The sequence below is a fragment of the Fontibacillus phaseoli genome (assembly GCF_003337355.1).
GTDB classification, from domain to species: Bacteria; Bacillota; Bacilli; order Paenibacillales; family Paenibacillaceae; genus Fontibacillus; species Fontibacillus phaseoli.
On sequence record NZ_QPJW01000001.1, the window covers coordinates 824500 to 842890 of the forward strand.

General features: G+C 50.0%; 21 protein-coding genes. 20 read left to right on the forward strand and 1 reads right to left on the reverse strand.

Annotated elements, in window-relative coordinates; translation table 11 throughout:
• Positions 1-244 precede the first annotated feature (244 nt).
• Positions 245-1531 (forward strand): serine--tRNA ligase, encoded by a 1287-nt coding sequence (gene serS, locus DFP94_RS04065; protein WP_114495139.1) that lies wholly within the window; start codon positions 245-247, stop codon positions 1529-1531.
• Between the two features lie 407 nt (positions 1532-1938).
• On the opposite strand, the gene DFP94_RS04070 is transcribed toward serS, so the two are convergent.
• Positions 1939-2844, reverse strand: coding sequence for a polysaccharide deacetylase family protein (locus DFP94_RS04070; protein ID WP_425459239.1), 906 nt, complete (start codon positions 2842-2844; stop codon positions 1939-1941).
• A 90-nt stretch (positions 2845-2934) separates the two neighbouring features.
• Here DFP94_RS04070 and DFP94_RS04075 point away from each other — a divergent pair, with 90 nt between their 5' ends.
• The 19 genes from DFP94_RS04075 to spoIVA all read left to right on the forward strand — a co-directional run bounded on the left by DFP94_RS04075 (position 2935) and on the right by spoIVA (position 18231).
• Entirely contained in the window at positions 2935-3294 is a 360-nt protein-coding gene (locus DFP94_RS04075; RefSeq protein WP_114495140.1) for a hypothetical protein, read from the forward strand.
• A gap of 189 nt (positions 3295-3483) precedes the next feature.
• The gene (locus tag DFP94_RS04080) at positions 3484-4104 is read left to right on the forward strand and encodes a genetic competence negative regulator (protein WP_114495141.1); all 621 of its coding nucleotides are present in this window, start codon (positions 3484-3486) and stop codon (positions 4102-4104) included.
• 78 nt (positions 4105-4182) lie between these two features.
• Positions 4183-4872 (forward strand): glutamic-type intramembrane protease PrsW, encoded by a 690-nt coding sequence (prsW, locus tag DFP94_RS04085; protein WP_114495142.1) that lies wholly within the window; start codon positions 4183-4185, stop codon positions 4870-4872.
• A 74-nt stretch (positions 4873-4946) separates the two neighbouring features.
• The gene (locus DFP94_RS25395) at positions 4947-5096 is read left to right on the forward strand and encodes a hypothetical protein (protein ID WP_181873015.1); all 150 of its coding nucleotides are present in this window, start codon (positions 4947-4949) and stop codon (positions 5094-5096) included.
• 72 nt (positions 5097-5168) lie between these two features.
• Positions 5169-6530 carry a germination protein YpeB gene (gene ypeB, locus DFP94_RS04090; protein ID WP_114495143.1) on the forward strand — a complete coding sequence of 454 codons (1362 nt, stop codon included), beginning with the start codon at positions 5169-5171 and terminating at the stop codon, positions 6528-6530.
• A gap of 143 nt (positions 6531-6673) precedes the next feature.
• The gene (locus DFP94_RS04095) at positions 6674-7327 is read left to right on the forward strand and encodes a flagellar brake protein (RefSeq protein ID WP_181873016.1); all 654 of its coding nucleotides are present in this window, start codon (positions 6674-6676) and stop codon (positions 7325-7327) included.
• Positions 7328-7423: 96 nt separating this feature from the next.
• Complete coding sequence (locus DFP94_RS04100) at positions 7424-7633, forward strand: hypothetical protein (RefSeq protein ID WP_114495145.1); 210 nt, start codon at positions 7424-7426, stop codon at positions 7631-7633.
• 116 nt (positions 7634-7749) lie between these two features.
• Positions 7750-8457 (forward strand): (d)CMP kinase, encoded by a 708-nt coding sequence (gene cmk / locus DFP94_RS04105; protein ID WP_181873017.1) that lies wholly within the window; start codon positions 7750-7752, stop codon positions 8455-8457.
• Positions 8454-9053, forward strand: a complete 600-nt coding sequence (locus tag DFP94_RS04110; RefSeq protein WP_114495146.1) for a lysophospholipid acyltransferase family protein — start codon at positions 8454-8456, stop codon at positions 9051-9053. The genes cmk and DFP94_RS04110 overlap by 4 nt, the downstream gene beginning before the upstream one ends.
• 103 nt (positions 9054-9156) lie before the next feature.
• Positions 9157-10392, forward strand: coding sequence for a 30S ribosomal protein S1 (rpsA, locus tag DFP94_RS04115; protein WP_114495147.1), 1236 nt, complete (start codon positions 9157-9159; stop codon positions 10390-10392).
• 184 nt (positions 10393-10576) lie between these two features.
• Positions 10577-11899 carry a ribosome biogenesis GTPase Der gene (gene der, locus DFP94_RS04120; RefSeq protein WP_114495148.1) on the forward strand — a complete coding sequence of 441 codons (1323 nt, stop codon included), beginning with the start codon at positions 10577-10579 and terminating at the stop codon, positions 11897-11899.
• Between the two features lie 15 nt (positions 11900-11914).
• Positions 11915-12526 (forward strand): glycerol-3-phosphate 1-O-acyltransferase PlsY, encoded by a 612-nt coding sequence (gene plsY / locus DFP94_RS04125; protein ID WP_114495149.1) that lies wholly within the window; start codon positions 11915-11917, stop codon positions 12524-12526.
• On the forward strand, positions 12519-13559 hold the full coding sequence (locus DFP94_RS04130; protein WP_114495150.1) for an NAD(P)H-dependent glycerol-3-phosphate dehydrogenase: 1041 nt from the start codon (positions 12519-12521) through the stop codon (positions 13557-13559). Before plsY ends, DFP94_RS04130 begins: the two co-directional genes overlap by 8 nt.
• Positions 13560-13663: 104 nt before the next feature.
• Positions 13664-13936, forward strand: coding sequence for a stage VI sporulation protein F (locus DFP94_RS04135; RefSeq protein ID WP_114495151.1), 273 nt, complete (start codon positions 13664-13666; stop codon positions 13934-13936).
• Positions 13937-14139: 203 nt separating this feature from the next.
• Positions 14140-14319, forward strand: a complete 180-nt coding sequence (locus tag DFP94_RS04140) for a DUF2768 family protein (RefSeq protein ID WP_114495152.1) — start codon at positions 14140-14142, stop codon at positions 14317-14319.
• A gap of 33 nt (positions 14320-14352) precedes the next feature.
• Positions 14353-15000, forward strand: a complete 648-nt coding sequence (locus tag DFP94_RS04145) for a nucleotidyltransferase family protein (protein ID WP_245954459.1) — start codon at positions 14353-14355, stop codon at positions 14998-15000.
• A 10-nt stretch (positions 15001-15010) separates the two neighbouring features.
• Positions 15011-15358 (forward strand): 2Fe-2S iron-sulfur cluster-binding protein, encoded by a 348-nt coding sequence (locus DFP94_RS04150; protein ID WP_114495153.1) that lies wholly within the window; start codon positions 15011-15013, stop codon positions 15356-15358.
• Between the two features lie 32 nt (positions 15359-15390).
• Entirely contained in the window at positions 15391-16152 is a 762-nt protein-coding gene (locus DFP94_RS04155; RefSeq protein WP_245954460.1) for a DUF3939 domain-containing protein, read from the forward strand.
• A gap of 600 nt (positions 16153-16752) precedes the next feature.
• Complete coding sequence (gene spoIVA, locus DFP94_RS04160; protein ID WP_114495769.1) at positions 16753-18231, forward strand: stage IV sporulation protein A; 1479 nt, start codon at positions 16753-16755, stop codon at positions 18229-18231.
• Positions 18232-18391: the final 160 nt, after the last annotated feature.

The following is an 18391-nucleotide window of genomic DNA, read 5'->3' on the forward strand; positions in this document are numbered from 1 at the left end:
GCTATAATGTGAAAAATTTTAAATTCATGAAATTGCTGATGAAGAGCATCCAACTCGGAGGCGTTTTCGCCAAGAGGAACGTCAGGTTTCTCTAAGTTAACCGGCCCGCCCGTTATCGCGGAACCAAGTGATTACAGTTTTTTGCCTGTAATAAGTTGGGTGGCACCGCGAGCAGAGCGCTCCTCGTCCCAAGGATGAGGGCGCTCTTTGTGTTTTTTACACTGAAAAGGAGCGGTGGGTAAAAATGTTGGATATTCGATGGATTCGCGAAAATGCAGCCCTGGTGCAGGAAGCGGCTGTCAGGAAGAAGCTGAACGTTTCAGTGGCTGAACTGCTTGAGTGGGATGAACGGCGGAGAAAGTTGCTGCAGGAAGGCGAAGATTTACGCAGACAGAGGAATGAGGGCTCGAGGAAGGTTGCGGAAGCGGCAAAAGCTGAAGATAATCGCCTTGCCGAGCAGTTGAAAATGTCGTTGAAGCCCGTAAACGGGCGATTGGACCGATTGACGGAGGAATTGGGGGAGGCGGAAGATCAATTCAACCGGTTGATGCTGCTTGTTCCAAACGTGCCTTCGCCGGATACGCCTCCCGGGAATGACGATAGCGACAATGTGGAGCTCCGCAGAGTCGGGAAGCTGCCGGTATGGGATTTTGACCCGATAGATCATGTGGAACTTGGGATCATGCACCAAATGATCGATATTCCGCGCGGAGTGAAAGTGGCGGGTAGCCGCAGTTATTACTTGAAAGGTCCGGGTCTTTTGCTGCACCGGGCGGTTCAGCAGCTTGCGCTCGATCTGCTGCTTGAAGCTGGATTCACTCCGCTCGAAGTTCCACTGCTTGTGAGGGGGGAACAGATGACGAACACCGGTTTTTTTCCGACGGGAAAAGAGCAGGCTTATTCGGTCGATGATGAAGAGATCTGGCTTGCTGGGACTTCGGAGGTGCCGTTGATCGCTTACTATGGCGACGAAATTGTCGATGCTACGGTCCCGGTCAAATTGGCGGCGGTATCGACCTGTTTCCGCAATGAGGTCGGGTCGGCTGGGCGGGATGTCCGCGGGTTATACCGGGTTCATCAGTTTTCCAAGGTGGAGATGGTCATCATTTGTGCGCCTGATCCGGCGCTATCGGATTCGCTGCATCAGGAAATTACCGGCTATGCGGAGAAACTGCTATCGCTCCTGGAGCTTCCTTACCGCGTTATGGCAGTTTGTGCAGGGGACATGTCGCAAAAAACATACAAGCAGTACGATATCGAGACATGGATGCCAAGTAGGGAGGCCTACGGGGAAACCCATTCGTCTTCCAATTTGCACAGCTTCCAGGCCCGCAGATCGAATATCCGCTGCCGTGATGCCGAAGGTCGTCTCGTATTCTGCCATACCTTGAACAATACGGCGGTCGCCTCACCCCGGATCCTCATCCCGCTCTTGGAGAATCATCAAAGGGAGGACGGCTCCATCCATATTCCGGAGGCGCTGCGCAAATATTTGGGCGGCAGGGAAGTGTTGGTTCCCGGGTCCTGTTGAATCGCTGGATGACTGATTATTTGAGCTGCAGGTTCATAATGTGGTGAAGCAAAGGTTATTGACGCAAAACTGTCTGGCTAGGAAGCGTATCGCTTGAAAGTCAACTTTGCTTTTGGACTGGCGGCCGATATGTCATGAATTAACTGGATAACCTCCAGTTAATTTCATGGCAGAAAGACATTTTAGATGTATTAACTGTAAAACCTCCAGCTATTTTCGTCGCAATCCCTGCTTAAATGGGAAATACGGCTATTTAGCTGGAGGTTTTCCATTTATTTTATAAAATGTTGAGAAGCCAGCGGAATTAACTGTAGAAAATCCAACTAATCGAGGCAAACTAGTTAAGGTGGCGTTCAGATCGGTGACGTTACGGTTTGCAAATCCCCCGGTTCATGAAACTCGACTCCCTACTTGGAGTCATCCGGATTTTCTGAAATCGTGTTCGGATCCACGAAACTGTACCCTTTGGCCTCCAGCTTGGTCAGGAGTTCGTCGAGGGCCTCCACCGTCCAGGGAAGCTCATGCATAAGAATATTGCTGCCGGCATGCAATTGATCCAAAATGTTCTGGATCACCGCATCCGGTTTGTTTTTGTTTTTGGAGTCCCAGTCAAGCGAACCGTTTGACCAAGTCATGTAAATCATGTCGTTCTCCTCGACGATTTGATGCAGCTTGTCGTTCCCTGAGCCGAATGGCGGACGGAAGAAGCGGGGCTTTTCCCCGATCGTTTCCTCAACGATGCTCTGAACGTCTTCAACCTGCTTGCGGGCGTTGGTTTCCGTTTCTTTTTTCAGATCGATATGATCCCAACTATGATTGCCGATGATTTGGCCGCGGTCATGAATCAATTTCAAAAGATCCGGGTTCGCCTTGACGCGGTAGCCGTTGACGAAGAAAATCGCCTTTGCTTTGTGCTTGTCCAACGTATCGATCAGACCGTCGATCATTTCCTTCTCTTTAGGCCCGTCATCGAACGTAAGGAGTACGACTTTCTTTTCGGTCCCTTCCTCGTTCGGAACTACATTGTACACTTTGTTGATATGGTAAAGGCTGGCCGGTGGCTTCGGTTGCTCTTGTCCGTCCGGATTGGTTTCATTTGAGCTTGGATCCGTCGTATCAGCCGGCAGGGTACCTGCTTCCTGTTCTTGCCTCGATCCCGGTTCCTGCTCTTCGTCCGGGGTGGCATTCGTTGAGGGCAGCGTGCTTTCTGCGTTTGCAGGTGCAGGCTCCGGAGCAGCTTGTTTCTGACCGCATGAGCTAAGCAGCAGACAAACAGCCGCAAAGAGAAGTATTTTTTTGCTGATCAAGTGTATCAACTCGCTTTCCTGTATTTATGCCGCATGAGTTTGTTTCAAAGCGCGAACACTACAACTGATTTTAACATATCTAAGGAGGTTGTTTAGGTGAAATCTTCCTCATTTTTATGCGGCGTGCTTTTCGGGGCCGCGGCTGCCGTCTGGGCTTCCCGCCGGAAATCAAGCATGATGTCGATGATGGGCGGTGCCGGTTCGCTTCTGAAGATGCCGGGAAATAATATGAATCAGAACCAAAACAAACCGTCACAGGCCGCTTCCGGCCAGGATAAAAGTGGAGCCGCAGCATCGGCCCAGGTGCATCCCAGTCCGGTTTCTTCGCCCGCTTCGAGTCATTCGAAGGAATACAATTTGAAGCAGATCACGGATTTTATTAAGGGGAATCCCGATGTGCGTCGTGAAGTCGATGCGATCCTGAAGGAGACCCATACCGCAATTCCCGGTTTATAATTTATTTTCCATCATGGAATCATTTTCGGTTTCTCTTTTCCGGGAACCGGAAATGATTCTTTTTTGACTATTTTATTACGTGCATTTACCGAAAATAAATGATAACATACTTACAAAGAACCATTTCCAGCACATATTAGAGCAGGTTTCATAATCTGTTATAACACGGTATGGAGAGGAGGATCCTGTATGAGGATTGAGAGACTTGGCCAGGATAAAATACGGATTTTCCTCACGTTTGACGATTTAAGCGAACGCGGTATTCAAAAAGAGGATATGTGGCAGGAAATTCCTAAAGTCCACGACCTGTTCACCGAGATGATGGATCAGGCATACAACGAAGTGGGCTTTGATGCCACAGGGCCTCTGGCTGTCGAAGTGTTTGCTCTTCCTGCGCAGGGAATGGTCGTCATCGTAACAAGAGGCAAATACGATCACCATCATTTTGGGGTCGGATCGCCATATGAGGATGAACTGCCCGAAGAAGTATATGAAATGGAAGTGACGCTGGAGCAGAGCGATACCATACTCTACTCTTTCGATGATTTTGAAGTGCTGATCGAAGCGGCTCACGTTCTGCGGCATATGATTGATGAAGCCGGCAGACTGTATAAATATAACGGGAAATGGGTTCTTAGGCTGGAACCTGACGAGCTTGACGAAGGTAGAATTCCGGCTCTGATTGCTGTCTTGGCCGAATTCGGCGAAGCGACTTCCGTAACTCCGGCTATGCTGGATGAGTACGGAGATGTAATCATGGCCGATCGGGCGATCGACGTCATCTGCAGCCATTTTAAACGTCAGGATTAATTTCGTATCATGCAGATATGGAACTTTTGCAACATGGGAGATAAGGGACGGTCGAAGGACTGTAAGGGGGGATAACCGTTGCTCTTTTTCTCGATTGCCTCGGCAGCGGTTGCTCCCGGTATCGCTCTCTTGACCTACATTTATCTGAAGGACAAGTATGATGCCGAGCCGCTTTCTATGGTCATCAAAGTGTTTCTGCTTGGCTTTTTGATTGTTTTTCCGGTTATGATCGTGCAGCGGGGGCTGGCCATTTGGCTAGGCGAAGGCCCTTTGGTTTCGGCCTTCTGGATATCCGCTGGCGTTGAGGAGTTTTTGAAATGGTTTGTTTTGTTCCATATGATTTACAATCATACGGAATTCGATGAGCCTTATGACGGCATCCTTTACGCGGCTGCTATCTCACTCGGCTTTGCCACCGTCGAAAATGTGATTTTCGCCTTGGCGAGTCATGCTTCGATCGGCACGATGCTCGTTCGGGCCTTGCTCCCGGTTTCGGGCCATGCGATGTTCGGCGTCATGATGGGCTATTACTTGGGCCGGGCTAAATTCTCCACCGGCTGGAAGAGCCGCAAGTTCCTGATCTATTCGTTGCTGCTCCCGCTGTTCTGGCATGGGGTGTACGACTGGATCCTTGATAACGTTTCGCAATATTGGATCTGGTTTATCATTCCGCTGATGGCGTTTTTATGGTACGGCGGGATCGGTAAAATGATCCGGGCCAACAACCGTTCGCCGTTCCGGATTACGGAGGCGAGAGGGCAAGATTAACTTCGGTACAAAGAGGGCATCCTGATTCTAGAAGCAAGGCTACGGGCCGCTATGCTGGAAGGGGTGCCTTTTTGGTGCGGGTAAAAGTGAAAATCATCTGTAAAAATTGTGGAGAGCGTTTCATTCTTCGCGGCAAAAAAGAGAAGGGGCATATCGATACCGGCTTCAAACAGTGCATTTGCGACAACCGCAATCTGTTTGAAATCGAAGAGGAGAGATTGTAATTTACGCGCATAAACCTCCCATCTTCTAGTCAAACTATCCTCAGACAGTTGAAGAAGGGAGTGCGTTCACTGATGTATAAACGATTGAGTGCCATTTTATTTCCGATCGCCACGATTCTGCTCATCGGATCATTGGTTTGGGGCTATCAGGAGAATCAAGAGAAAAACGCGATATTGATTAAAGCGGAGAACCAATATCAAAGAGCTTTCCATGATCTGTCCTATCATGTAGACAAGCTTCATAGCGAACTCGGCAACACGCTTGCCGTTCATAGCGCCTCGACAGGATCCCACCGCAAGGGACTGGTCAATGTGTGGCGGATTACGAGCGAGGCTCAAAACGAGATAAACCAGCTTCCTCTGACCCTCCTTCCTTTTAACAAGACGGAAGAGTTTTTATCGCGGATTTCCAAGTTTTCTTACCAGACGGCGGTACGTGATTTGACCAAGCAGCCGTTGTCGGACGGTGAAGTCAAAAATCTGAAAGAGCTCTACAAAAGCTCGGCTCAGATTTCCCAGGATCTTCAGGCCGTCCAAAATAAGGTCATTAATAACCGGCTTCGCTGGATGGATGTAGAGACGGCGCTCGTCAGCGAAAAGGAGCCTCAGGACAATACGATCATCGACGGGTTTAAAACCGTGGATAAGAAGGTCGGCGAGTATCCGGAGCTCGACTGGGGACCTTCAGTATCCAGCATGTACAATAAACGTTCGGTTAAAAAGCTGGGCGGTACGCCGGTGACTGTCGATGAAATCAAGACGGAGGCCGCGCGTTTTACCGGCAGCAAGAATCCGGGAGCGATCAAAGTCATCGAAAACGGCCGCGGAACGGAGTGGGCTTCTTTTACGGCTCAGATTCAAGGGGATCAAGGGGACTCCAAGACGCTGGACTTCACGCGCAACGGCGGGCATCTGATATCGTATGCCGATAGCCGGACCCTTGGGCCGAAGGCAGTAAGTGTCAAGGAAGCCAGAGCTCAGGCGGAGAGCTTCCTGAAAGATAAAGGTTTTCCGGATATGACGCCGGTTTCCTATGACGAGTACGACAACTCGGGCACGTTTACTTTTGTAAGCAAAGAAGGGGATGTGCTGATTTATCCCGAAAAAGTGACAGTCCGAGTAGGATTGGATAATGGTCAGGTCACGGGGATGCAGGCGAGCGATTACGTTTACGAGCGCGAAAACCGGGAGCCGCCGGCAAAACCGAAGTTGACCGTCCAGCAGGCCCGCAAGTATTTGAATTCGGATTATAAAGAGAAATATCACCGCCTCTCGCAAATCGAGAATGAGATGTCCGAAAAGGTAACGACATACGAGTTCGGCGGATCGATTAACGGATCGGATTATAAAATTTTCATTAACGCAGAAAGCGGCATTGAAGAGACGATCGAAGAAATTCGTAATACCCGTCCTGCAGCCCCTTCCCGTTCGTGAATCATACGAAAAGGAGACCAGCCAACATAGGCTGTCTCCTTTTCGTATTTTTGTTTGCGTTAAAAACCTCGCTCCAAAGTCTGGCCTCATGATATACTTGTACAGTAATGTAGCTTGATTTAATTTAGGGGTGGGTGGGGAAGTTGTTGCCTAAAGTAAACGATCTGGTCTATATCCAAGTCGCCTCTGCGGATAATAAAGAAGCGGATAAAGAATGCAAATCCCGTATCGCGGACATTGAAGACGATTTTTTTCTGATCGAGATGCCGATCGAAATCGGGAGCGGAAGGATCAAACGGCTGTTTGTCGGAGACGAGCTGTCCGTCTATTTTTTGACCGATGCCGGAATAAAAAACTATTTCAATACATATGTACTGGGATTCGTCGACGATGTCGTACAACTGATCCGGATCCGCAAGCCTGAGCCGGAGTCGATCACAAAAATTCAGCGCCGCAATTTTCTGCGCGTGGTTGCGGAACTGGAAATCGCGGTACGCCTGAAGGACAACACCCGTTTTGTGGCACACACCGATGATGTGGGCGGGGGCGGGGTTTCTTTTCTGTGTGACGGAAAATTTAAATTGACCCAGGGAGATCAGGTGTACTGCTGGCTGCTGATTCCTTATAAAAACGGCTCTATCGAGCATGCGCCTTTTGAAGCGGAAGTCGTCCGGACCAAGAAGCTGGAAACCGGAAAGACGCTGATCATGCTCAAGTTTGCCAGTATTTCCGATATGGAGCGGCAAAAGATAATCCGCTACTGTTTCGAGCGCCAGTTTGATTTCCGCAACCGTTAATTATCATTAATGAACACGTTTTTTTGTTAAGAATACTCCTTTATTTGGTTATGCTATGGATGCGGAAAATATCCACTAATCTAAGGGGGCGTGTTCATGAGCGACAAAGAAGAGAGAGATGCCTATACGGCATTGTTTTTGACTTTCTCGGAACAAGCGGAGAGATGGCTCAGAAGAGCGTTGTTTATCCTATTTATTAGTATTTGCCTATTTCAGGCGGCGCTGAATATCCCGGTTTTTCGGCACCTGCTGGCATCGTCCGACAAATATGAAGGAGTACCAATACACCGGCCGGAAAGCCGCTAGAAAACATTTCCGGTGGCGGATGTCTTTTGCATCCCCTGGCTATGTGTGGTATAATTTTCACGTCGCAGGCAATGCCTGCTTTTTTCTTGAGACCGTGTTTTAAGGAGGATGCCCTTTTGGCAAGTGGAGCGTCATCATCTTATGGCAAGATTAACATCGCGATCGACGGGCCTGCCGGGGCTGGCAAAAGTACTATTGCCCGCAGGGTTGCAGGCATGTTGTCCTATGTTTACGTCGACACCGGCGCCATGTACCGGGCGGCGACCTGGTATTTCGGCCAGTTGGGGATTGAACCGGAAGAAGAGGAAAAGGTGCTTCAAACGTTACCCGATCTGGTTATTGAATTAATACCCGGGGAAGATGGACAACGGGTTCGCGTCAACAGTCAAGAGGCGACGGAAGAAATTCGTTCCCTGGCGGTCAACGCCAAAGTGTCCCGATATGCGCAAATCGAGGGGCTGCGCAGCAGGCTTGTCTCTCTACAGCGGCAAATGGCTTTGCGCAAAGGCGTCGTGATGGATGGACGCGATATCGGCACTACGGTGCTTCCGGATGCGGAAGTAAAGGTTTTTATGACGGCCAGCGTCGAAGAACGGGCGCGGCGGCGCTACAGGGAAATGAAGGAACAGCATCAAATTTCACTGGAACAGCTCATCAGAGACATCAGCGAACGGGACCGGTTGGATCAGGAACGGGAAATTTCCCCGCTCCGTCAGGCAGAGGATGCCGTATTGCTGGATACTACGGAAATGACTCTGGATGAAGTGTCCGAAACCATCGTTTCCATGTGCAGAACTTTTGTGAGAGAGAGAGAACTGGGATGATCTACGTTTTTTGCCGGGGCGTGCTTCGCCTCATTTACAAATTGCTTTTCCGTTTGGAGGCAAGCGGTAAGGAACACGTTCCCGCAGAGGGAGGCGTTCTGCTCTGCTCCAATCACATCAGCCTGCTGGACCCGCCGACCATCGGCATATTGCTGAAGCGGAAGGTTCATTTTATGGCGAAGAAAGAATTATTCAATATTATTGGCTTCGGCTGGTTGATCAAGAAACTCGGTGCTTTTCCCGTCAAACGCGGCGGCGTGAGCAAAGAGTCGATCAAAACTTCGTTAACTCTTCTCCGTGAAGGACATGTGATGGGGATTTTTCCGGAAGGCACCCGCAGCAAGGGTGAAGATGGAGGAATCGGCAAAAGAGGAGCGGCCACTTTCGCACTCCGCAGCGATGCGGCTGTCATACCTGTCGCGATTATCGGCAATTATAAACTTTTTAGAAAAACGAGAGTCATTTACGGAGCGCCTGTGGATTTATCGGCATTCAAGGAAGAGAAAGGTTCGGATTCGGCCGAATTGGCCACCGAAGCGATCATGTCGAGGATTGCAGAGCTCAAACAACAGGGAACATCCAAGGTTCATGCATGAAGGCAGGGGACATTTGGAAAGCTAGGGTTGGAATATGTTTTGAACTTCGCTTTCAAGGCGGGTTTAAATAAATGGGTTTTTCTGAATTGAGGAGGGTATTCACATGTCGGAAGAAATAAAGAATGAATTGGAAGCTGCCGAGGCGGCAAGCCAGGAAGAAATGGAACAAATCGTATCCTTGAAAAAAGGGGACACCGTCAAAGGAACGATCGTCAAAATCGAAGATAACCAAGCTTATGTAAGCATTGGATATAAATACGACGGCGTTATTCCTATTCGCGAATTGTCCTCCGTTCACCTGGACAGTGCAACTGATGCCGTTGAAGTTGGCCAGGAAGTGGAAACGAAGGTTGTCAGCATCGATGACGAGAAAGAACGTCTTGTTCTCTCCAAACGCGCGATTGACAGCGAAAACGCTTGGGACGAACTGCAAAGCCGTTTCGACAGCCAAGAAACGTTTGAAGTTACGGTTGCCGACGTTGTAAAAGGCGGAATCGTAGCGGACGTTGGCGTTCGCGGTTTTATCCCGGCTTCGATGGTTGAGCGTCACTTCGTTGAAGATTTCAGCGACTACAAAGGCCGCACGCTTCGCGTTAAAGTGAAGGAAATCGACCGTGAGAACAACAAAGTCATCCTTTCCCAAAAGGATGTTCTGGATGAAGAATTCGAAGCCAACAAGCTTAAAGTGATGGGACAATTGAAAGAGGGCGAAGTTCTTGAAGGAACCGTTCAACGCCTGACTCAATTCGGCGCATTCGTAGACGTAGGCGGGGTTGACGGTTTGGTTCACGTTTCAGAAATCGCGTGGAATCATGTTGAGAAACCGGCTGATGTCCTTTCCGAAGGCGATAAAGTGAAAGTGAAAGTTTTGAAAGTTGATCCTGAAAAGGGCAAAATTAGCCTGAGTATCAAAGCCGCTACTCCAGGACCTTGGGAAACGGCAGCTGAACAATTCCACACCGGCGACATCGTGAGCGGTGAAGTGAAGCGCCTCGTCAATTTTGGTGCATTCGTTGAAATCGCACCGGGCGTTGAAGGACTCGTTCATATCTCTCAAATTTCGCATAAACATATCGGCACACCGCACGAAGTGCTAAAAGAGGGCCAAACCGTTCAAGTGAAAGTTCTGGATGTAAATCCTAACGAAAAACGGGTAAGCCTCAGCATCAAGGAAACCGAAGAAGCTCCGGCTCCGGCTCCAAGAAGCGAGAAGCCTTCCAAAGGCAGCAGCGTAAGAAAAGAAGACCTGGGCGACAACCCTAACGTTTCGCTGAGCAACCAAGGTCTCAGCATCACGCTGGGAGAACGTTTCGGCGACAAGCTGAGCAAATTGAAATAAGCTTGACCTAGGCAGGCTATGGATCGGCGGACCCTTTGAGCGGGTTCGCCGATTTTGCTTTCATTGAAATTTCGCTGTGTCCCGGTTAGCCATTTGTTCTTTTTTTTGCTATGATGTTCTAGGTATATCCGGAAATAAACATGAAAGATTAAAATATAAATCCATGAATTAAGGAGGTATGCGCATGGCAAGACCTGTTGTGGCCATTGTAGGTAGGCCGAATGTCGGTAAATCCACAATCTTCAACCGGATTATCGGCGACCGCTTGGCCATTGTCGAAGACAAGCCGGGAATTACCCGCGACAGAATATATGGCGCGTCAGAGTGGAACGGCAAGCCATTCAGCATTATCGATACCGGAGGTATTGAGCTGGACGATGAAGAACCGATTCTGAAATCCATCCGCATGCAGGCGGAACTTGCGATTGAAGAAGCGGACGTCATCGTCTTTATGTGCGACGCCAAGGCAGGCGTTACCGGTTCGGACGAAGAGGTTGCGGGGATGCTCTACCGGTCCGGAAAGCCCGTAGTCGTGGCGGTTAACAAAGTGGACAATATCGGCCGGATGGACAATATTTACGAGTTTTATAACCTCGGTTTCGGTGATCCGATCGGCGTTTCCGGAAGCCATGGCACGGGAATCGGCGACCTGCTGGATGCAATCACCGATAATTTGCCTGAGCTGGCGGAGGACAACTACGAGGATGACGTGATCCGGGTGGCGTTAATCGGCCGGCCGAATGTCGGTAAATCCTCGCTTGTCAACGCGATTCTCGGCGAAGAACGCGTCATTGTCAGCGATATCGCAGGCACGACCCGCGACGCCATCGATACGCCTTTTGAAAAGGACGGGCAGAAGTACGTCCTGATCGATACCGCCGGGATGCGTAAGCGCGGCAAAGTATATGAAACGACCGAAAAATACAGTGTCATGCGCGCAATGAAGGCGATTGAACGGGCGGATGTCGTACTTGTTCTGATCAACGGCGAAGAAGGTATCATCGAACAGGATAAGCACATCGCAGGATATGCTTATGAAGCAGGTAAGGCTTCCGTCTTCGTTGTGAATAAATGGGACGTCGTGGAGAAGGACGACAAGACGATGCACCAGTTTGAGCAAAAAATACGGGATCATTTCCTGTTTATGACTTATGCACCCGTTGTATTTTTGTCTGCCAAGACGAAGCAGCGTTTGCATAAGTTGCTGCCTGTAGTGCAGCATGTGGCCGAACAGCATACTAAACGGGTTCAAACGCATCTGCTGAACGATGTCGTTTCGGACGCCATCGCGATAAACCCGCCTCCGACAGACAAAGGCCGCAGATTACGGATCAACTATGTCACCCAGGTTACTGTCAAGCCACCGACGATTGTGGTGTTTGTCAATGATCCGGAGCTGATGCATTTTTCGTATGAACGGTATCTGGAGAACAAAATCAGGGCTGCTTTTAATTTTGAAGGAACGCCGATCCGTTTGTTTACGCGGCGTAAGTCTGATGAAGGTTAGGGGCGAACGAATCAAGTGATTTTTCCCATCATTGCTACCATTGCATGCTATTTGCTGGGCTCGGTCAGCTTTAGCGTCGTGCTTGCGAAAGCACTGAAAGGTATTGACATCCGTCAGCACGGCAGCGGCAACGCCGGTGCGACTAACACGCTGCGGGTACTCGGCAAAGGACCGGCGATTCTGGTACTGGTGCTCGACGTATTGAAAGGAATCGCTGCGGTATGGATTGGCCGCTGGCTTGGAGACGGCTCGGAGTGGATTGCCGCGATTTGCGGCATCGCCGCCATCATCGGGCATAACTGGCCCCTTTATTTCCGTTTTCGTGGCGGAAAAGGCATTGCCACGACGATCGGAGTCATGGCAACCTTGGTCTTTTTTCCGGCGCTATATGCCGGAATTATTGCCATTCTTTCGATCGTGTTTACGAGATATGTCTCGCTCGGCTCTTTGATTTTCGTGTTTTTGACGTCGGTTTTTCTGGCGTTTACCGGTGAATTCGGTCCATACTTCTGGGCAAGCCTGATTATCTGTGTCTTCGCATTTTGGAGACACCGTACGAATATTGTGAAAATTGCTCAGGGCAAAGAGAACAAACTGGGCTCCAAAGGAGGAAAACGCGTTGTCTGAAAAAGCTGCTGTGCTGGTTGCAGGCAGTTGGGGAACGGCGCTTGCCAGCGTACTTGCTGACAAGGATATGGATGTAGCCGTATGGACCCGGAATGAAGCGCAAAGAGATGAGATTAACGGCTTGCACCGGAATGAGCGTTATTTGCCGGGAGTTGAGCTGTCCCCGAATCTGTATGCGACGACCGATATGGAAGAAGCGGTCTCCGGGGCCAAAGCGGTAGTTATTGTCGCTCCTTCATCGGCCGTTCGGGAAGTAACGAGAGCTTTAAAGCCGTTCTGGCATGAAGATATGCTGGTTGTGCACGCAACCAAGGGCTTTGAAACCGAAACCATGAAACGGATCTCGACCGTGATCGGGGAGGAACTGGGTTGCGAGGAAGGCCGGATTGTCGTGTTATCCGGTCCAAGCCATGCGGAGGAAGTCGTCAAACGATGTCCGACCACCGTGGTAGTGGCATCGATGGACGATACGCAGTCGGCGGCAGCGCAGGACCTGTTCATGAATTCCTATTTCCGGGTTTATACAAACCGGGACATGGTCGGCGCTGAGCTGGCGGGAGCTTTGAAGAATATAATTGCCCTGGGAGCAGGCATGTCCGATGGCCTCGGTTACGGTGATAACGCCAAGGCGGCGCTATTGACGCGAGGTCTTGCGGAAATTACCCGCATCGGGGTGGAAATGGGCGCCAACCCGCTTACCTTTGCGGGCCTTGCGGGCATCGGCGACTTGGTCGTGACGGCAACGAGCCGCCATAGCCGTAACTGGCGGGCCGGATTCATGCTGGGAGAAGGCAAAACGCTGGATGAGGTGCTTGGTTCGATGGGGATGGTAGTCGAAGGGATCCGTACGACCAAAGCGGCTCATACGATCTCGGAGAAATATAAGGTTCAGATGCCGATTGCAGGGCAGCTATATCACGTGCTGTTCGAAGGACTCGACCCAAGAACAGCTGTTGAAGCGTTAATGGGTCGTGACCGCAAAACCGAAATGGAAATGATGTCTCTCGAAACCTGGGAGCAGTGGCATACTTAGCTTGATTGACGTCCTAAGCATCCGGCCGGAATCCGCACGGGCCTAGGACCTTTTTCGTTGCCGTCTCATAAACTGATGGGGAGGACAGCGGAGGAGGCGAAAGAATGGGCAAGATTTCCAAAGATGCTTTGAATTCGATCAACAAAAAAACCGGTAAAAACATTTCCGAAGGCGCGGTAAAAAGACTGGCCGGTACGGTAAAACCCTCAACTATGCAGAATGAAGCGGAGCTGAGAAAGCTGATTAAACAGGTTTCCGCTATGGCCAAAGTGCCCGTCACGGAAAATACGATCAACGAAATTGTCGGGGCCGTCAAGAAAAGCGGCATGAATCCGTCCAATATGGAAGCATTGATGAAATTGATGATCAAAAAATAAATTTTAAATGTAGGGGACTTCCTGAGCTAGAATTCGGCTATCGGGATAGTCCCTGAATTTTTTTTAGCGAGAGATTATGCGGTTGGTAGAATGCATTCAGGAGGAGGAAATTTCAAACGGAGAGCGCGTAGCCTGATTGAACGGAAAATGCTATAATATTCATCATAAAATTGCCGCGATTAATGATTAGGAGTGTAACTTTTATGGACGCTATGACCAAAATGTGGTTATCACTGGCAGCAATTCTCGTGATGGGCTTGTCCGTCTTCTTGATTACGTTTGCGCGGACGAAAACCAAGGGCGTGATCCGGGGAGTTCTTTCACTGGTCGCTTTTGTAATTATGCTGGCCGGCTTTCTGGCAGGGCTGGTATCGATAACTTAAGGCCCGGAGAAGAAAAGAGAAGAGGATAGGAACATGACGATGGAGATCGAAGGATTAGGAGAAATATACCCGGAAGTAGTAGTAGCGCTTCAAAAGCTTAACGAGAACTGTAAAAATGCCGAAGGCCTTTGGTTGCTGGGAGGAAGCTGCGGTTTATCGCTGCAGGGGGTGCCGCTTGATAAGGCTCCGCGAGATATCGATATATACACCGATATGGAGCATGCGGATAAGCTGCACGGATTGTTGAAGTCTTCGGCACTGGACGAGCCCAGACTGGATGAGAGCGGGCTTTATACTTCGAGGTTAAGCCACTATAAGCTTGACGATATGACGCTTGAATTGGTCGGCGGATTTCAGATTAAGACTTCGGGGGCTTTGTATCGCACGGAAGTTTCCGATATACTTGCTCCGGCCGCCCGGAGAGTCTCGCTGGGCGAAGGAAATATCTCTCTCATGCCATTGGCTCATGAATTTGTTTTCAATGTTTTAAGGAAACGTCCTGACCGTTATCAGGCTATCGCCAGTATTATCCGGAAACACCCGGAACAACACCTAGAGACTTTAATCCGGTTACTGGAGCGAAATTTGTGGACCTTTGAGTGCATAACCAGAATGGCGGAATTGCTGGATCAGCCTCTGCTTTCGGCCCGCTGGGGAGAACTGGACGGGAGTCATACCTAAGGAGGAACGGGTGGATACACAAATTACTTTTTTTCCGGTGAAGAAGACGTTGAAAGTCCGCCCCGGAACCAGCGTGCTCCAAGCTTCGCGGAAGTCCCGGGTTCATATTCCGACCCGCTGCGGCGGTAATGCCGGCTGTTTGATGTGCAAGGTGGAAGTGGAACCTGCGGATGAAGCGGCTTTGACGCCGCCGACCGAGGCCGAACGACGCAAGTTGGGACCGCTCCTGGATCAGGGGGTTCGCCTCGCTTGTCAGGCTAACATTATTGGCTCCGCAGTCGTCAAACTGCCCGAAGATCCTTTGAAAGCGGCGATCCGTAAGCAACTGGAGCGGCAAAATGAAGAGGAACTGTGGTAAAACGATAACTTACAGAAAAGGAATGAAGATACTTGAATTGGCATGCCAGAAGAGGATGGTTAAAGGCAATCCTTCGTCCGGCCTTGACGGCAGCGTTGCTCGGCGTGTCTGCCGGACTGCTTGCCGGTTGCCTGTATCCCGGCGAACATCGGCAAGAACGAGGAGTGTCTTACGTTGAAAGCGTTGACAGGATACAGAGTGCGGTGGACCGGTTTCAGGACGATCAAGCTATTTTGCCCATTATCACCGCAGGGGAAGAAACGCCGCGTTATGAAAAGTTCAGGATCGACCTTGACATGCTGCATAAGCAAGGATACCTTGATGAAATTCCTGATACTGCGTTTGAAAAAGGCGGGCGCGCTTATTTTCTTCTAATCAATGAAGAACAGGATCCGGCCGTTAAGGTGATGGATCTGATGACGGCCCAGAAGGTGAACGATGTGCAGCGGATGGTGGACAAGTACCGCAATTCTCATGACGGCAAGCTGCCTGTAACGAAGCAGGAGGAGACCTACCCCGGGCTGTACACGGTGGATTTGAAGCAAGCCGGAGCGGAGGCTTACAGCCTGAAAAGCGTGTATTCCGGGCAAACCCAGGACTACCTTGTGGATGAAACCGGTCGTGTTTTCGCCGACTATGCTTTCGATATCATGCAAGCGTTGGATAAATCTGGGACTACTCCTCGAGATAACAAAGATTTGCGGGAGGTACTGACCGAACAATCCTATTTTGTGCCGGTCAAATCGCTCCCCTACCGTTGGATCGGCGGGACTCCGGTTGCCTGGCTTGAATAAACCGAAGATGACATAAGCTGCCCGTAAATAATCGGGCGGCTTTTTTGTCGTTCACTCCTCACTGGAGATTTTCCATTAAGTCTCGTCAATCTAGTTCTTTGGTTTATTCTGGTTGAATTTTATCCAATCCGGAATCCTCGCAATCGCTACATTCGGCAGCATAGAAGAGATTTCAGTGGATATTCTCCAAGTAGACCTCACGTCAATAGGTTGTCCGGGTTGCTTGTATTGCCGAAATATACCATTTCCCTTTTTATTCATAATCGTCATATTGGAATCGCTAGACTCATAACTATTCAATATGGCGGAAAATGATCCGCCCTGCTTGTGACGAAGCGCCGGTGTAAAAAAAGTGGGCTCGGACGGTGTATTCCGTCATAAATCCGCATCTGGTACATAAGATGTTACTAGTCCAAATGCATGTACGAGTTACGCCGCTTCGTTTTTGTTCTCTCCACCGGGATTTGCGGCGGCGGACACGGGTATAGGGAGCTGCCGCTCCTGCTGTAGCTATGATTTCAAAATGTTGGTGAATAACGAAGCGGATGCTCTCAAAGCATTTTTCCTTCGGCGAATTTTGAGGAGGGGATATCATTGGTATTGGAGAAAGTGGACATTTTTAAGGACATTGCCGAACGTACCGGAGGGGATATTTATCTGGGTGTCGTCGGAGCTGTCCGCACCGGCAAATCAACGTTTATCAAACGATTTATGGAAACGGTGGTGCTCCCGAACATTTCCAGCGAGGCGGACCGGGTCAGAGCGGTGGATGAGCTTCCGCAAAGTGCGGCCGGCAAAACAATCATGACGACCGAACCGAAGTTCGTCCCGAACAATGCGGTACAAATTAAGGTGGCGGAAGGGCTGGAAGTCAACGTAAGATTGGTAGATTGCGTAGGTTACGCAGTTGAGGGAGCGAAAGGATACGAGGATGAAAACGGCCCGCGGATGATTTCCACACCTTGGTTCGAAGAGCCGATTCCTTTTCAGGAAGCGGCTGAAATTGGAACTAGGAAAGTCATTCAGGAGCATTCCACCTTGGGTGTCGTCGTAACTACCGACGGCACGATCGCCGACATTCCGCGGTATTCTTATGTGGAATCGGAAGAAAGAGTGGTCGCCGAGCTGAAGGAAGTCGGCAAGCCGTTTGTGCTCGTCATCAATTCTACGCGGCCGAACAGCGAGGAAGCCCAACAATTACGCGGGGAACTCGCCGCGAAATACGATATTCCGGTCATTACGCTGAGCGCCGCTACAATGACCGAAGAAGATGTGACCGGCGTACTGCGAGAAGTGCTATATGAATTCCCGGTACATGAGGTCAATGTCAATCTGCCTAGCTGGGTCATGGTGCTAAATGAAAACCATTGGCTCCGCAGCAATTATGAGAATTCCGTGCGCGACACTGTTAAGGATATTCGCCGTCTCCGCGACGTCGACCGGGTTGTCAGCAATTTCATGGAATATGACTTTATCGACCGCGCAGGCCTCAGTGGTTTGAATATGGGCCAGGGCGTGGCAGAAATCGATCTTTATGCACCGGATGATTTGTATGATCATATCCTTATGGAAGTGGTCGGCGTAGAGATCCGGGGCAAAGATCACCTGCTCCAATTGATGCAGGAGTTCACGCATGCCAAGCGGGAATATGACCGGTTTGCGGAAGCGCTTGAAATGGTCAAGACTACCGGGTACGGCATCGCTGCACCGTCGCTTGCCGAGATGGCGCTCGATGAACCGGAGCTCATCCGTCAAGGCTCCCGATTCGGGGTGAGGTTGAAAGCGACGGCTCCTTCGATTCATATGATCCGCGTCGATGTCGAATCGGAGTTCGCGCCGATCATCGGAACAGAGAAGCAAAGCGAGGAACTGGTAAGATATCTGATGCAGGATTTTGAGAACGATCCGATCAAAATTTGGGAGTCCGACATTTTCGGCCGTTCGCTCCATTCCATCGTCAGAGAAGGTATTCAAGGCAAAATTGCCATGATGCCGGACAACGCCCGCTACAAATTGCAGGAGACCCTCGGCAGAATTATTAACGAAGGTTCCGGCGGACTCATCGCCATCATATTGTAAGACCTTACCGCGTGCAGGCCAATTCGGCCCTCACGCGGTTTTTTTGGCATTTATGAACCGCTCTAAAAGGCTAAAATTCCAGTCATTTTCAACAATTTGAATAGTTTCAGACCAAAAAACTTGAAAATATCGATGCGCTGTATTACTATAAGTTTGTTCC